This window comes from Nocardia pseudobrasiliensis NBRC 108224, from assembly GCF_001613105.1.
Classification (GTDB): Bacteria; Actinomycetota; Actinomycetes; order Mycobacteriales; family Mycobacteriaceae; genus Nocardia; species Nocardia pseudobrasiliensis.
Window position 1 is genome coordinate 93,242 of the sequence record NZ_BDBS01000012.1, and the last position, 13,901, is coordinate 107,142.

General features: G+C 67.0%; 16 protein-coding genes. 12 read left to right on the forward strand and 4 right to left on the reverse strand.

Annotated features, from left to right (window positions below):
* Positions 1 to 3: 3 nt before the first annotated feature.
* The gene (locus tag NP4_RS13295) at positions 4 to 1,587 is read left to right on the forward strand and encodes a phospho-sugar mutase (protein WP_067997198.1); all 1,584 of its coding nucleotides are present in this window, start codon (positions 4 to 6) and stop codon (positions 1,585 to 1,587) included.
* On the opposite strand, the gene upp is transcribed toward NP4_RS13295, so the two are convergent.
* Positions 1,584 to 2,207 carry a uracil phosphoribosyltransferase gene (gene upp / locus NP4_RS13300; RefSeq protein WP_062504790.1) on the reverse strand — a complete coding sequence of 208 codons (624 nt, stop codon included), beginning with the start codon at positions 2,205 to 2,207 and terminating at the stop codon, positions 1,584 to 1,586. The genes NP4_RS13295 and upp overlap by 4 nt on opposite strands.
* Before the next feature lie 153 nt (positions 2,208 to 2,360).
* Here upp and NP4_RS13305 point away from each other — a divergent pair, with 153 nt between their 5' ends.
* Genes NP4_RS13305 through NP4_RS13325 form a run of 5 tightly spaced genes read left to right on the forward strand, consistent with a single transcriptional unit; the run spans position 2,361 to position 5,789 of the window.
* Complete coding sequence (locus tag NP4_RS13305; protein ID WP_067997443.1) at positions 2,361 to 2,681, forward strand: hypothetical protein; 321 nt, start codon at positions 2,361 to 2,363, stop codon at positions 2,679 to 2,681.
* On the forward strand, positions 2,678 to 3,829 hold the full coding sequence (locus NP4_RS13310; RefSeq protein WP_067997201.1) for an NlpC/P60 family protein: 1,152 nt from the start codon (positions 2,678 to 2,680) through the stop codon (positions 3,827 to 3,829). Before NP4_RS13305 ends, NP4_RS13310 begins: the two co-directional genes overlap by 4 nt.
* Positions 3,826 to 4,173 carry a hypothetical protein gene (locus tag NP4_RS13315; protein ID WP_067997204.1) on the forward strand — a complete coding sequence of 116 codons (348 nt, stop codon included), beginning with the start codon at positions 3,826 to 3,828 and terminating at the stop codon, positions 4,171 to 4,173. Before NP4_RS13310 ends, NP4_RS13315 begins: the two co-directional genes overlap by 4 nt.
* Positions 4,170 to 4,502: a YbaB/EbfC family nucleoid-associated protein gene (locus NP4_RS13320; RefSeq protein ID WP_067997207.1), complete on the forward strand. Its 333-nt coding sequence runs from the start codon at positions 4,170 to 4,172 to the stop codon at positions 4,500 to 4,502. Before NP4_RS13315 ends, NP4_RS13320 begins: the two co-directional genes overlap by 4 nt.
* 33 nt (positions 4,503 to 4,535) lie before the next feature.
* A complete protein-coding gene (locus NP4_RS13325) occupies positions 4,536 to 5,789 on the forward strand; it encodes a SatS C-terminal domain-containing protein (RefSeq protein ID WP_067997210.1) in 1,254 nt (417 codons plus the stop codon).
* Between the two features lie 122 nt (positions 5,790 to 5,911).
* On the opposite strand, the gene NP4_RS13330 is transcribed toward NP4_RS13325, so the two are convergent.
* Both NP4_RS13330 and NP4_RS13335 read right to left on the reverse strand, forming a co-directional pair.
* Entirely contained in the window at positions 5,912 to 7,003 is a 1,092-nt protein-coding gene (locus tag NP4_RS13330; protein WP_062504800.1) for an adenosine deaminase, read from the reverse strand.
* 507 nt (positions 7,004 to 7,510) lie between these two features.
* Positions 7,511 to 8,794: a thymidine phosphorylase gene (locus NP4_RS13335; protein ID WP_211335902.1), complete on the reverse strand. Its 1,284-nt coding sequence runs from the start codon at positions 8,792 to 8,794 to the stop codon at positions 7,511 to 7,513.
* A 173-nt stretch (positions 8,795 to 8,967) separates the two neighbouring features.
* Here NP4_RS13335 and NP4_RS13340 point away from each other — a divergent pair, with 173 nt between their 5' ends.
* Entirely contained in the window at positions 8,968 to 9,240 is a 273-nt protein-coding gene (locus tag NP4_RS13340; RefSeq protein WP_147288007.1) for a hypothetical protein, read from the forward strand.
* Positions 9,240 to 9,509: a hypothetical protein gene (locus NP4_RS13345; protein ID WP_067997222.1), complete on the forward strand. Its 270-nt coding sequence runs from the start codon at positions 9,240 to 9,242 to the stop codon at positions 9,507 to 9,509. The genes NP4_RS13340 and NP4_RS13345 overlap by 1 nt, the downstream gene beginning before the upstream one ends.
* Positions 9,510 to 9,654: 145 nt before the next feature.
* Here NP4_RS13345 and NP4_RS13350 read toward each other — a convergent pair whose 3' ends face one another.
* On the reverse strand, positions 9,655 to 10,056 hold the full coding sequence (locus NP4_RS13350) for a cytidine deaminase (RefSeq protein ID WP_067997446.1): 402 nt from the start codon (positions 10,054 to 10,056) through the stop codon (positions 9,655 to 9,657).
* Positions 10,057 to 10,364: 308 nt separating this feature from the next.
* Between NP4_RS13350 and sdhC the strand changes: the two genes are divergently transcribed.
* The 4 genes from sdhC to NP4_RS13370 all read left to right on the forward strand — a co-directional run bounded on the left by sdhC (position 10,365) and on the right by NP4_RS13370 (position 13,864).
* Positions 10,365 to 10,766 carry a succinate dehydrogenase, cytochrome b556 subunit gene (sdhC, locus tag NP4_RS13355; RefSeq protein ID WP_062504806.1) on the forward strand — a complete coding sequence of 134 codons (402 nt, stop codon included), beginning with the start codon at positions 10,365 to 10,367 and terminating at the stop codon, positions 10,764 to 10,766.
* An 83-nt stretch (positions 10,767 to 10,849) separates the two neighbouring features.
* The gene (locus NP4_RS13360; protein WP_067997225.1) at positions 10,850 to 11,281 is read left to right on the forward strand and encodes a succinate dehydrogenase hydrophobic membrane anchor subunit; all 432 of its coding nucleotides are present in this window, start codon (positions 10,850 to 10,852) and stop codon (positions 11,279 to 11,281) included.
* 16 nt (positions 11,282 to 11,297) lie between these two features.
* Complete coding sequence (gene sdhA, locus NP4_RS13365) at positions 11,298 to 13,082, forward strand: succinate dehydrogenase flavoprotein subunit (protein ID WP_067997227.1); 1,785 nt, start codon at positions 11,298 to 11,300, stop codon at positions 13,080 to 13,082.
* Positions 13,082 to 13,864 (forward strand): succinate dehydrogenase iron-sulfur subunit, encoded by a 783-nt coding sequence (locus tag NP4_RS13370; protein ID WP_062504811.1) that lies wholly within the window; start codon positions 13,082 to 13,084, stop codon positions 13,862 to 13,864. Before sdhA ends, NP4_RS13370 begins: the two co-directional genes overlap by 1 nt.
* The last annotated feature ends 37 nt before the right edge of the window (positions 13,865 to 13,901 follow it).

Below are 13,901 nucleotides of genomic sequence, written 5' to 3' on the forward strand. Positions count from 1 at the left end.
ACCATGTTGCGCTTCGGAACGGCCGGTCTGCGCGGTCCGCTGCAGGACGGGCCAGACGGCATGAACGTCACCACGGTCACCCGCGCCACGGCCGGATTGTCCGAATGGCTGCGGATGCGTTGTCTGGGCGGCGGTTTGGTGATCGTCGGCCGCGACGCCCGGCACGGCTCGGCCGAATTCGCCGTGGCCACCGCGGAGGTCTTCGCCGCGGCGGGCTTCTCGGTGCTGTCGCTGCCACGCCCGCTGCCCACGCCGGTCGTGGCCTTCGCGGTGCGCGAACTCGGCGCGGTGGCCGGAGTCCAGATCACCGCCTCGCACAATCCGCCGAACGACAACGGCTACAAGGTCTATCTCGACGGCGGCTCGCAGCTGATCCCGCCCGCCGACGGCGAGATCGAGCAGTGCATCGAGGCCGCGGCCGAACCGATTCCGCGCGCCGATCCGCTGCCCACCGCCCCCGATCCGGTCGTTCTCGGCCTGCCCGAAGGCGCGTCGACCAACGAGATGGGCGAGGAACTCGTGCGGCGCTATCTGGCCCGCGTGGCCTCGTTGCCGCAGCTGATCGGCGGTCCGACCGCCGCCTCCGGATCGCCCGAGACCCAGGAGACCTTCTCGCGCAAGGGGCTTCGCATCGCGCTGACCGCCATGCACGGCGTCGGCGGCGAACCCGCGGTCACGGCGCTGCACGCCGCGGGCTTCACCGATGTGCACGTGGTGATCGACCAGTTCGCCCCCGATCCGGACTTCCCGACCGTCGCCTTCCCGAATCCCGAGGAGCCGGGCGCGGCGAACAAACTGCTCGCCCTGGCCCGCCGGATCGACGCCGACCTGGCCATCGCCCTGGATCCCGATGCCGACCGATGCGCGATCGGATTGCCCGGCCCCGAGGGCTGGCGCATGCTGCGCGGCGACGAAACCGGTGTCCTGCTGGCCGATTACGTGCTGCGCACCGCGCCCGCGGACGCCCTGGCGGCCACCACCATCGTGTCCTCGCGGCTGCTGAGCAAGCTCGCCCCCGCCCGCGGCGCGCGCTACGCCGAAACCCTCACCGGTTTCAAATGGCTGGCCCGCGCGGGCGAGGGCCTGGTCTACGCCTACGAGGAAGCCATCGGCCACTGCGTCGATCCGGCGACCGTGCGCGACAAGGACGGTATCTCCGCCGCCGTGGCCGCCGCGGATCTGGTGGCCCGGCTGCGCGCGCGAGGCCGCGGCCCGCGCGATCTGCTCGACGACTACGCCCTCGAATTCGGCCTGCACGCGGGCGATCAGGTATCGCTGCGGCTGACCGATCAGGCCGCGGCCGCCGAGGTGGTCGCCCGCCTGCGCGACACCCCGCCCGACACCATCGCCGCCGAACGGGTCACCTGCACCGATCTGTCCCAGGCGCGCGGCCGGATGCGCACGGACGCACTGATTTTCGAGGGCGAGAGCCAGCGCATCGTGATCCGCCCGTCCGGTACCGAGCCGAAGCTCAAGTGTTATCTCGAAGTGGTCGAACCGGTTTCGTCGCGCGAGGCGCTGCCGGAGGCGAAACTGGCGGCGGCCCAGCGGCTCGCGGATCTGCGCGCCTACTGCGAGAAGCTCTAGCGCGGACCGAACTGCCGATCGCCCGCATCGCCCAGACCGGGCACGATGTAGGCGTCGGCGTTCAGTCCCGCATCCACCGCGGCGGTGACCAGCCGCACGGGCAGGCCCGAATCCGCCAGCGCCGCAACGCCCTCCGGCGCGGCCACCACGCATACCGCGGTGATGTCGGTGGCCTTGCGCGCGGCCAGCAACTCCAGCGTGTGCCGCATCGACCCGCCGGTGGCGAGCATCGGATCGAGTACGAACACCGGCAGCCCCGACAGATCCTCCGGCAGCGATTCCATGTACGGCACCGGCTGATGGGTCTCCTCGTTGCGCGCGATGCCCACGAATCCGACGCGCGACTCCGGGATCAGCGCACTCGCGGCGTCGACCATGCCCAGCCCCGCGCGCAACACCGGAACCAGCAGCGGCGGCTGCGCCAGCCGGGTTCCCTCGGCGGCGGCCACGGGCGTCTCGACCGCGAAGGACGCCACCGGCGCCTCGCGCAGGGCCTCGTAGATCAGGATCCAGGTGAGATCCCGCAGCGCCGCGCGAAAGGTCGGATTGGGTGTGCGGGCGTCCCGCATGGTGGTCAGCAGAGCGGCGGCGAGCGGATGGTCCACGATGTGCGTGCGCATGAGGGAACGATAAGGTTTGCCCGCAAGGGAGTGGCTCCAAGGTCCGTCCGGGAGCGAATTCGTGGCAAGGAGGCGGAACCGAGACCGCGACGCCTGCGTCGAAGTACTCGAATGACGTAATCTGCCACGAGACCAGCACGATGGGGGATGTTGATGCACAAGATCTCGGTCGACACCGAGGGCGTCGCGGCCTACGGTGCGACAGCCGACGGCCTCGCCGGTGAGATGGTCGCCGCCGCGACCGGAGCCGCGGGGGCGGATCCGATTCTGCTGGGTCCGATCATGGGTCTGGTCGGTGGCGATTTCATGGCCGCCTATGCGGCCGCCCACGCCGGTCATGTGGCTTCCATCGGCGAATTGTCAGCAGTGCTCGGCACTGTCGGCGCCGCGGCCACCGGTATGGCGGCCGATTACGCGGGCACCGATGCCGAGAGCGCCGCGACCGTGCGCGCCACCGAGGGAGGTCCGGCGTGACCGCACCCGTCATCGATCTCACCGCCCTCGCCCAGCCCATCATCGATCTGCTGTCCAGCTTTGGAACCGGCGTGCTGCCCGGCGGCGGCCCGGCCGATGCGCTGCGGCAGGCGTCGACCACCCTTGACGGAATTCATCAGGCGGGCAGCGCCAGCATCAATCAGCTCACCAGCGTCTGGAACGGCCAGGGCGGCGATGCCGCGATGGACAAGGCGCTGAAGGTCCAGACCTCCGCGGCGAGCATCTCCGATCGCGGCGTCGAGATCGCCGATGTGGTCACCCAGGCCGCGGCCTCGGTACAGACCGGCCAGAAGGAACTGGATTCGATCCTGCAGTCGTTCGTGAGTTCGGTCACCGCGCTGGGCCCGGCGGTCACTACCCCGCCCGGCCTCGCGACCGTGGTGAGCTCGGCGATCGACCATCTCGGCCAAGCCCTGAACGTGGTCGGCCGCGTCCGTTCCGAACTCGACACCCACACCGCGTCGATGACCGAACTCACGCCGCCGCCGTCGACCCCGTCGGCCGCCGGCGTGCCCACGGCCCCGGCCTCGATGGCCGCGCCCGTGATCAGCGGTGTCCAGCAGGCTGGATCGATGTTCGGCAGCCTGCTGTCCAGCGGCGGTTCGATGGCCAACGGTCTGGTGAGCAAGGCCTCCATGGCCATGCCGTCGCGCCCCAATTCGAGCGCCGGCGGCGGCGCCTCCACCACTCCCGGCACGACGACCGGCGGCGATAAACCGGGCCGCCACGGCGGCGTCATGATCACCCTGCCCGACGGCAGCCAGGTGGAAGCGCCCAACGAGAAGGCCGCCACCGCCGTGAAATCCGCGATCAGCGCCGTGGGCACCCCCTACGTGTGGGGCGGCAACACCCCCGGCGCGGGCCTGGACTGCAGCGGCCTCACCAAATGGGCCTATGGCGAGGCCGGAGTCGATCTCCCGCGTCTGGCCGCCGACCAGAGCTCGGGCGCCACTCCGGTCAGCCCCGGCGATCTCATGCCCGGCGATCTGGCGATCTGGGACGGCCACGTCGCGATGGTGGTCGGTAACGGACAGATGGTCGAGGCCGGTGATCCGGTACAGATCGATCCGATTCGAACGGAGAACATGGGTATGGCGTTCCACGGCTTCTACAGGCCCACCTCATGAACCAGCCACAGCAGCAGATCCCGAACGTCACGGTGGCCGCCAGCACCAATCGCGCCGGCACCATCAGCGTGCGCGCGACCGATCAGGGCATGCCCGTCGAGGTCAAGTTCGAGCGCAGCGAATACCGCTACGGCGCACAGGCTTTGGCCGCGGAGATCCTGCGCCTGACCAAACGCTCCACGATCGTCGCCAAGGCCCGCCGCCGCGAACTGCTGGCCGAATCCGGCATGCCCGCGGAAATCCTGGACAAGCTCGACCTGCCCACCCGCCAGGCCGCGGTGGACGAACTGGACCGCATGGACGACGAGGACACGGGACCGACGAGCTGGATGAGGCCGGTATGAGTTCGGAGATGGACGCGCTGGTCGCCGCGGCGACCCAGAAGCTCGAGGCGCTCGAGGCCGCGCTGTACGGCCTCAAACAGGTACGCGGCCGCCACACCACCGACGACGGTTCGGTGAGCGTCGAGGTCGACAGCAACGGCGCCCTGGTGGCGCTGTCGCTGTCGGAGACGGTTACCTCCCGACCTCCCGCCGAAGTCGGTCAGGCGATCATCTGGGCCTGCCAGCAGGCCGCCCAGGACGCGGGCGAGCAACGCTCGAAGGTGGTGTCCGAGCTCAACTCGACGTTCGTGACCCCACAGTCGGGAAGCGTTGCGGGGCGGGCCGAATAGTGCCGAACGCCGAGGGTCGATAGGCTTCCCGTCATGGCTTCTGGAGACATCGTCCCGATCGAGCTCGGCCTGACCGACGGCGACCTCGTCACACTGTGGGCTCCGCGTTGGCGGGACGGTGACGACGAGTGGGAGGCATTCCTCGGACACGAGGACGCGCTGTACGGTTTCGAGTCGGTCGCGGAGCTGGCCGCATTCATCCGCACCAACAATGACAACGACCTCGTGGACCATCCGTCCTGGAAGGTCGTCGTCGGCTTGGGCGCCGCCGAACTGGAGCCGGAGGAGCAGCACGTCTTCGATCTGGTCGGCGTGCCCGAACTGGCCGCCGGCGATCCCGATCCGGATACCGTGGCCGAACTCGAGGAGACCCTCGACATGGTCCGCACCATCGGCGAGGTGTGCGAACTCGAGGTGGTGACGAAGTTCTTTGGCTCCCATCCCGTACTGGGTGCGTTACCCGCGGGCGTGAGCGCCTTCTACGGGCGCGAGGGCGAGGAGCTGTGGGACCAGATCGGCGCGGCCATCGCCAAGGACTGGGACCGCGTGGTCGACGCCATCGATTCGGTGGTGCAGACCCCCGAGGTGGATGCCGATGCGGTGGCCGTCGCGGAGGCGGAACTGCTTGCGGCCGAAGAGAATATCGTCGACGCCGAGGATGTGGCCGACACCGATGACGAGATCGAGCAGGTCGATCTCGACGCGGACGAGGACGAAGACGAGGAAGCCGAAGAGGACGAGACGTTCTGGCACGAGGTCGGCATCGACCCGATCAAAATCGTCACCAGCGCGGACACCTATTTCACGCTGCGCTGCTACCTCGACGACGAGCCGGTATTCCTCGGCTCCGAGGGCTCGATCACGGTCTTCACCTCCGAGCGCGCCCTGGCCCGCTACCTGGCCGACGATCACGAACACGATCTGGCCCGGGTGAGCACCTACGGCGACGTCCAGACCGCAGCGGTCGACGGCTCGCTGGAGATCGAGGTCGAGGACGAGAACGTCTACGTCCTGCCCGGCCTGGCCGACGATCTGGCCGTGGGCTTCAAATCCGTCGATATCGAACAGCTGGACCTGGTCGTCGAATTGTTCACCGACGCAGCCGATTACGCGGGCGACGACACGGTAGAGCAGGCCCTGGCCAAATCCACCCCCCTGGGCTGGTACATCTCCTACCTCCTCGAGCCCGACCCCAGCCGCATGGCCCCCAGCCCGCCGTTCACCGCCGAGGCCGAACAGTGGCGGGCCCTCGAGCACGCCTTCGAAAGCCGTCTCGAAAAGGCTTGACCCCCTACGGTTCCCGCCGCTAAGATCCGGCGGGTTCCCGTCCTCGAGGCGCTCGCGAACTCCCCTCACGACTCCAGCGCGCCCCGTCATTCCGGCCCCCAGGCCGGAATGACGGGACCCCCTCACCCGATCAACACGGCATACCCCGGCTTGATCACCTCATCGATCAACCGCAACCGATCCGGAAACGGAATGAACGCCGACTTCATCGCATTGATGGTGAACCGCTCCAGATCGCTCCACCCGTAGCCGAAAGTCTCGACCAGCTTGAGCATTTCGCGGCTCATGGTGGTATCGCTCATCAACCGGTTGTCGGTATTGACCGTCACCCGGAACCGCAGCCGTGCCAGCAGATCGAACGGATGCTTGTCCAGCGAGGGCACCGCACCGGTCTGCACATTCGACGACGGACACAGCTCCAGTGGAATCCGCTTGTCCCGCACATAATTCGCGACCAGGCCCAGCCGCGGCTCGGTATCGGAGTCGAAGATGTCGTCGGTGATCCGCACCCCGTGCCCGAGCCGATCACAGCCGCAGTAGGCCAGCGCCTCGTGAATCGACGGCAGCCCGAACGCCTCCCCGGCGTGGATGGTGAAGAAGCCGTGGTTGGCCCGCATGTACTCGAAGGCGTCCAGATGGCGGGTGGGAGGATAACCGGCCTCGGCGCCGGCGATATCGAATCCACCGACCCCGCGATCCCGGAAACGCACTGTCAATTCCGCGATTTCGAGCGATCGAGCCGCATGCCGCATGGCGGTCAGCAGGCAGATCACCCGGATCGGCGTACCCGCCGCGGCCGCCAGCTCCTCACCTTCGCGGAAGCCCGCCAGCGTGTGCTCGACGACCTCGTCGAGGGACAGGCCGCGTTCCAAATGCTGCTCCGGGGCGAAGCGCACCTCGGCGTACACCACGCCGTCGGCGGCCAGATCCTCCGCGCATTCGCGGGCCACCCGCCGCAACCCTTCCGGGGTCTGCATCACCGCGACGGTGTGGGCGAAGGTTTCCAGATAGCGCTCGAGCGAGCCGCTGTCGGCGGCATCGCGGAACCAGTGCCCCAGCGATTCGGCATCGTGTGCCGGTAATTCGTCGTAACCGCACTGCTCGGCGAGCTCGAGTACGGTAGCGGGCCGCAATCCGCCGTCGAGATGGTCGTGCAGCACGGCCTTCGGGGCCTGGCGGATCGAGGCAAGGGTCAAAGGCATCGGTCCAGTCATGTACCGACGCTATCCGCATCGGTCGAGTTCCGCAGCCGACTTCGATTGTGTGCATACTCTCGCGGGCATGTCGTTGCCGGAATGTCGCCCACCCGCCCCCTACCCGACCCGCACATGGACGAGGGCGGCCCCGCGCAGAGCCGCCCTCGTCCAGTGGATTTCGCCTAGGCCAGCCCGAGCGAGTGCAGAATATCGATCACATTCTTGATCCCACCGGTCGCGTTCACGAAGATCGAAGACCCGGTGTTGAGGATGCTCAACCAATCCATGTGGAAAATTCCCTTCATCAAGTACCGCCGAGCCCGAACGCTAAACTCTGGTACGCCGAACCACAAGGTCAGCCACGTAAATCACACCCGCCCGGCCCCCGAATAACGCCCATACCGGACCGATCGCCCGCGCCACAGCGCGACCGGCGGACCGGAATCGCTCCCGCCGCAACACGTTCCAGCACGGCCAGGCCGACTTCGCGCCCCCTCCCGGCCGTCCCGGCCGAGCCCGAGTCCCCTACAGGGCAATACGTTCCAGCACAATCGGCGGCACAGTCCCCGGCTCGGAACCGATGACATACGCACCGTGCAGCGCCTCCAACGCCGCCGGAATGGCCTCGGGCGTATTGGTGTGCAGTGTCAGTAGGGGCTGCCCCGCGGTCACCGAATCGCCTGGCTTGGCGTGCATTTCGACGCCCGCGCCGAATTGCACCGGATCACCCTGTTTGGCGCGGCCCGCTCCGAGGCGCCAGGCGGCCAGGCCGACACCCATGGCGTCCAGCCGGGTCAAGGTGCCGCTCTGCTCGGCCTTGACCACCTCGATCTGTTTGGCCCGTGGCAGCGGCGCGTCCGGATCGCCGCCCTGCGCGGCGATCATGGCGCGCCAGTGGTCCATCGCCCGGCCGTCGGCCAGCGCTTCGGCGGGATCGATATCGTGAATTCCGGCCTGCGCCAACATCTCCCGAGCCAGGGCCACGGTCAGCTCGACCACATCGGCGGGACCGCCACCGGCCAGCACCGCCACCGATTCGGCGACCTCGAGGGCATTGCCCGCGGTCCGGCCGAGCGGCGTATCCATCCCCGTCAGCAACGCGACCGTACGTACCCCGGCGTCGGTCCCCAATTCGACCATCGTCCGGGCCAATTCGCGGGCGTCGTCGATATCCTTCATGAACGCGCCGCTACCGACCTTGACATCGAGCACCAGCGCGGCGGTGCCCTCGGCGATCTTCTTGCTCATGATGGAGCTCGCGATCAGCGGAATGGATTCCACCGTCCCGGTCACATCGCGCAGCGCGTAGAGCCGCTTGTCCGCGGGCGCCAGATCCGCACCCGCCGCGCACACCACCGCGCCGATCGCCGGATCCGCCAGCATCTCCCGCATCCGCGGCACCGAGACATCGGCCTTCCACCCCGGAATGGACTCCAGCTTGTCCAACGTCCCCCCGGTATGTCCGAGCCCCCGCCCCGACAGCTGCGGCACCGCGACCCCGCACGCCGCGACCAACGGAGCCAGCGGCAAGGTGATCTTGTCCCCCACCCCACCGGTCGAATGCTTGTCCACGGTCGGCCGCGGCAGATCCCCGAAATCCATCCGCTGTCCCGACTCGATCATCGCCCGGGTCCACCGCGCGATCTCACGCCGATTCATCCCCCGGCACAGAATTGCCATAGCCAACGCGGCCATCTGATAATCAGCGACTTCCCCCCGGGTGAAAGCATCGACAACCCAGTCGATCTGATCGTCGCCGAGCTCTTCCCCGTCCCGCTTGGTCGTGATCACCGACACCGCAGAATGCACACCAACCATCCCCCCAGCCTCCCAGACCACCCTCCCGACCGCCCCGCAAAGGGTGCGGATCTTTCCGTGAAGGGTGCGGATGTCGATCTTGCAGCGAGTCCCGAATCGACACGCGGTAGCCAGCTGTGAGCTGAGCTAGCCTCGCTGCCAGACAACTGATGAAGGGGGATGAGATGTCATACCCAGAGCTGGACCGCCGGGTGACCAAGCTGGAGGGACGTGTCACCGATATCGAAGAGGTGCACTGTGCTTCGATCCTGCATCTTCGCCGAGACGTCACAGCCCTGCAGCTCGGCCAGGAGCGGTTGTTCAGCGGTCTCAACACGCTGGGCCACGGCATCGCATTGATGATGGAGCGCCTCGACCTGCACCCGATCACTCTCCCGGTGGCCACGCCACCCACCGAGGCCGAAATCGATGCCGCCCTCGAGGAGGACTACTCCTGATGACATACGTGGAGTTGGAACGCCGGGTAACGAGGGTCGAGGGACGTGTCACCGATATCGAAGAGGTGCACGGTGCTTCGATCTACAAGCTGACCCGAGATGTTCGCAGGCATGAATTGATCACTCGGCGCCTTGCGGTCGGGATGAACGGTCTCAGTCGAGGCATGGCGCTCATCATGGAGCACATGGGGCTCCCGCCGGTCGACATCCCGGAAGTCACCATGCCGACCGAGGAAGAGATCGACGCATCCTTCGAAGACGAGTCGTGATGCGCGTTCCAACGGCTGCGCGGGCCCGTAACCCGTTGGGCCACTAGGGAATCAACGCGAAATATCGTCGACGGCCCGCATAATTACGCGGGCCGTCGACGCTCCGAAACCCAGCGTCACCGGTAATAGGTGCCGAAGTTCACACCTACTGCTGCCCAGCCTCGAGATCTTCAGGCCCGAAGGCACTCGGCAGCAAACTTCCGAGCGGCTTCGCCCCATCCCGGTGGTCCACAAGCAAATCCGCACCTCCATGCTCATAGAGCACCTGCCGACAACGTCCGCAAGGCATCAGAGTCTCACCCCGAGAGTCACACGCGACAACTGCCAGCAACCGCCCGCCGCCGGACGCGATCAAGTTACCGACGAGTACGCATTCGGCGCAGAGGCCCAATCCATATGAGACATTCTCCACATTGCAGCCGCTCACAATTCGCCCGTCGACGGTGAGCGCGGCGGCGCCGACCGGAAACCGCGAGTACGGTGCATACGCTTTTTGCATAACTTCAAATGCCTTGCCACGCAGGACATTCCAATCAATCTCCGACATATCGGACCTCCGCTCGAGTGGCTCGAACACGACGGTAGAGAAGGCGAAATACCCACGTCAATCTCGAAGGCTAGGCAAACCTAACTAAGCCGAATTGTGCTCCAACGCCCGGCACGCCGAATTAGTTCCGAGAAACACCGGGGATTAGAGTTCCAGACAGATCGGTTCAGGTTCCCGGCGGCGGGTCGACCACAGCCTCCGGGGTGTTGGCTCCGGGCACGAGCTGGTGTTTTCCAGGTCCGACGGCTCCCGCCCGCGCCCGAAAACCGCGACCGGGTCCATCAACGACGTTGGAGGCACCGCACTCTATGACGACCACCCTCGAAGCTCCGGCCAAGCCGAAGCGGAAGACCCTGTACCGCGGCGACCCGGGTATGTGGTCCTGGGCGCTGCACCGGATCACCGGCGTCACGATCTTCTTCTTCCTTTTCGTGCACGTCCTCGACACCGCGCTGGTGCGGGTCAGCCCGGACACCTACGACCGCGCCATCGAGACGTACAAGAACCCGCTCGTCGCCCTGATGGAGATGGGCCTCGTGGTCTGCGTGCTGTTCCACGCGCTCAACGGCATCCGGGTCATCCTCGTCGACTTCTGGTCCCAGGGCCCCCGCTACCAGCGCCAGATGCTGTGGATCGTGCTCACGATCTGGATCCTGGTCGCGGGCGTCGGTGTCGGACGCCAGTTCTTCTACCTGCTGACGGAGCACTGATCCATGAGCGAGCGAAGCGAGCGAATCATTAACACAGCGCACTGTGCGGTCATGCCGGAGCCGAGCGCCAGCGAGGTGGAGGCATGAGCGCACCTGTCCTCGGCAAGTCTTACGACCGCCCGGCCAGCCTCGACGCCCCGCGCGCGCCCCGGCGCACCTCCGGCAACAACTTCGAGAAGTACGCGTGGCTGTTCATGCGCTTCTCGGGCCTGTTGCTGGTCGTCCTGGTCTTGGGCCACATGACGATCATGCTGATGCTCGACGGTGGCGTGAAGCGGCTGAACTTCGGCTTCGTCGCCGGCCGCTGGGCGAGCCCGTTCTGGCAGCTGTGGGATCTGACCATGCTGTGGCTGGCCCAGCTGCACGGCGGCAACGGCCTGCGCACGGTCATAGACGACTACGCCCGCAAGGATGCGACCCGCTTCTGGCTGAAGACCCTGCTGGCCATCTCGATGATCTTGATCATGGGCGTTGGCACGTACGTCATCTTCACCTTCGACCCCAACATCAGTTAGGAACAGGCCCCCTCCGATGACTGAATCCCGTCCCGTTCAGGAGCACCGCTACGACGTCGTGATCGTCGGCGCGGGTGGCGCGGGGATGCGCGCGGCGATCGAGGCCGGCCCCCGGGTCCGCACCGCGGTCCTGACCAAGCTGTACCCGACCCGCTCCCACACCGGCGCGGCCCAGGGCGGTATGTGCGCCGCGCTGGCCAATGTCGAAGAGGACAACTGGGAGTGGCACACCTTCGACACCGTCAAGGGCGGCGACTACATCGTCGACCAGGACGCCGCGGAGATCATGGCCAAGGAGGCCATCGACGCCGTGCTCGACCTGGAGAAGATGGGTCTGCCGTTCAACCGGACGCCCGAGGGCAAGATCGACCAGCGCCGGTTCGGCGGCCACACCCGCGACCACGGCAAGGCCCCGGTCCGCCGTGCGTGTTATGCCGCCGACCGCACCGGCCACATGATTCTGCAGACGCTGTACCAGAACTGCGTCAAGCACGACGTCGAGTTCTACAACGAGTACTACGTGCTCGACCTGGTCATGACCAACACCGACCGCGGCCCCGTCGCCACCGGTGTGGTCGCCTACGAGCTGGCCACCGGCGAACTGCACGTCTTCCACGCGAAGTCGATCGTCTTCGCCACCGGCGGTTCGGGCCGGATGTACAAGACCACCTCCAACGCGCACACGCTGACCGGCGACGGTATGGCGATCGTGTTCCGCAAGGGACTTCCGCTGGAGGACATGGAGTTCCACCAGTTCCATCCGACGGGCCTCGCGGGCCTGGGCATTCTGATCTCCGAGGCCGTGCGAGGCGAGGGCGGCATTCTGCGCAACGCCTCCGGCGAGCGGTTCATGGAGCGCTACGCCCCCACCATCAAGGACCTCGCGCCGCGCGACATCGTCGCCCGCTCGATGGTCAAGGAGGTCCTCGAGGGCCGCGGCGCCGGGCCGAACAAGGATTACGTCTACATCGACGTGACCCACCTCGGCGAGGACGTCCTCGAGGAGAAGCTGCCCGACATCACCGAGTTCTCCCGCACCTACCTGGGCGTGGACCCGGTGAAGGAGCCGGTGCCGGTCATGCCGACCTGCCACTACGTCATGGGCGGCATCCCGACCCGCATCCGCGGCGAGGTGCTGCGCAACAACACCGATGTGGTCCCCGGCCTGTACGCCGCGGGCGAATGCGCGTGCGTGTCGGTGCACGGCGCGAACCGTCTGGGCACCAACTCGCTGCTGGACATCAACGTGTTCGGCCGCCGCGCCGGCATCGCCGCCGCCGAGTACGCCCAGCGCAGCGAATTCGTCGAATTGCCCGAGGCCCCCGCGGAGTACGTGCAGGGCTGGCTGGCCAGCCTGCTGTCCGATCACGGCAACGAGCGCGTGGCCGATATCCGCACCGAACTGCAGGCGACCATGGACGCCAACGCCGCGGTGTTCCGCACCGAGGAGACCCTCAAGCAGGCCCTCACCGATATCCACGCGCTCAAGGAGCGCTACGAGCACATCACCGTGCAGGACAAGGGTCGTCGCTACAACAGCGATCTGCTCGAGGCCGTCGAACTCGGCTTCCTGCTGGAGCTGGCCGAGGTCACCGTGGTGGGCGCGCTCAACCGCAAGGAATCGCGTGGCGGCCACGCCCGCGAGGACTACCCGGACCGCGACGACGTCAACTTCATGCGCCACACCATGGCGTACAAGGACGTCGAGCCCGGTGCGCACGCGAAGCTGATCGCCGATATCCGGCTCGATTTCAAGCCGGTGGTGCAGACCCGTTACGAGCCGATGGAGCGTAAGTACTGATGACTGCCGTAGCAGAGACCAAGGAAGCGAGCACCCCCTCGCGGCCCGCTCCCGTGCCCGACGGCTCGACCATGATCACGGTCAAGGTCGCGCGATTCAACCCCGAGGACGGCCAAGGCGCGCACTGGGATTCGTTCCAGGTGCCTGTCCTGCCGACCGACCGCTTCCTCAACGTCCTCATCTACATCAAGTCCTATCTGGACGGCACGCTCACCTTCCGCCGCTCCTGCGCCCACGGTGTCTGCGGTTCCGACGCCATGCGCATCAACGGCGTGAACCGGCTTGCGTGCAAGGTGCTGATGCGCGACATGCTGCCCAAGGGCGACAAGGCGCTGACCGTCACCGTCGAGCCGATCCGCGGCCTGCCCGTGGAGAAGGACCTCGTGGTGGACATGGATCCGTTCTTCGACGCGTTCAAGGCCGTCAAGCCGTACCTCATCACCCACGGCAACGAGCCCACCCGCGAGCGCATCCAGTCCCAGGCCGACCGCGCCCGCTTCGACGACACCACCAAGTGCATCCTCTGCGCCTGCTGCACCACCTCGTGCCCGGTGTACTGGAGCGACGGCAGCTACTTCGGTCCCGCCGCCATCGTCAACGCCCACCGCTTCATCTTCGACAGCCGCGACGAGGCCGCCCGCGAACGCCTGGACATCCTCAACGACGTAGAGGGCGTCTGGCGCTGCCGCACCACCTTCAACTGCACCGACGCCTGCCCCCGAGGCATCGAGGTCACCAAGGCCATCCAGGAAGTCAAGCGCGCCCTGCTGTTCGCCCGCTGACCAGGCCGAAACCCGAAGGCCGCCTTCATCTTCGGAT

Excerpts from the sequence above, each read along its gene's own strand:
- NP4_RS13340 (WP_147288007.1), top strand. The coding sequence starts at position 8,968 with ATGTCATACCCAGAGCTGGACCGCCGGGTGACCAAGCTGGAGGGACGT.
- NP4_RS13320 (WP_067997207.1), top strand. The coding sequence starts at position 4,170 with ATGAGTTCGGAGATGGACGCGCTGGTCGCCGCGGCGACCCAGAAGCTC.
- NP4_RS13350 (WP_067997446.1), bottom strand. The coding sequence starts at position 10,056 with ATGTCGGAGATTGATTGGAATGTCCTGCGTGGCAAGGCATTTGAAGTT.
- NP4_RS13295 (WP_067997198.1), top strand. The coding sequence starts at position 4 with ATGTTGCGCTTCGGAACGGCCGGTCTGCGCGGTCCGCTGCAGGACGGG.
- sdhA (WP_067997227.1), top strand. The coding sequence starts at position 11,298 with ATGACTGAATCCCGTCCCGTTCAGGAGCACCGCTACGACGTCGTGATC.
- NP4_RS13370 (WP_062504811.1), top strand. The coding sequence starts at position 13,082 with ATGACTGCCGTAGCAGAGACCAAGGAAGCGAGCACCCCCTCGCGGCCC.
- NP4_RS13315 (WP_067997204.1), top strand. The coding sequence starts at position 3,826 with ATGAACCAGCCACAGCAGCAGATCCCGAACGTCACGGTGGCCGCCAGC.
- upp (WP_062504790.1), bottom strand. The coding sequence starts at position 2,207 with ATGCGCACGCACATCGTGGACCATCCGCTCGCCGCCGCTCTGCTGACC.
- NP4_RS13325 (WP_067997210.1), top strand. The coding sequence starts at position 4,536 with ATGGCTTCTGGAGACATCGTCCCGATCGAGCTCGGCCTGACCGACGGC.
- NP4_RS13305 (WP_067997443.1), top strand. The coding sequence starts at position 2,361 with ATGCACAAGATCTCGGTCGACACCGAGGGCGTCGCGGCCTACGGTGCG.
- sdhC (WP_062504806.1), top strand. The coding sequence starts at position 10,365 with ATGACGACCACCCTCGAAGCTCCGGCCAAGCCGAAGCGGAAGACCCTG.
- NP4_RS13360 (WP_067997225.1), top strand. The coding sequence starts at position 10,850 with ATGAGCGCACCTGTCCTCGGCAAGTCTTACGACCGCCCGGCCAGCCTC.
- NP4_RS13345 (WP_067997222.1), top strand. The coding sequence starts at position 9,240 with ATGACATACGTGGAGTTGGAACGCCGGGTAACGAGGGTCGAGGGACGT.
- NP4_RS13330 (WP_062504800.1), bottom strand. The coding sequence starts at position 7,003 with ATGACTGGACCGATGCCTTTGACCCTTGCCTCGATCCGCCAGGCCCCG.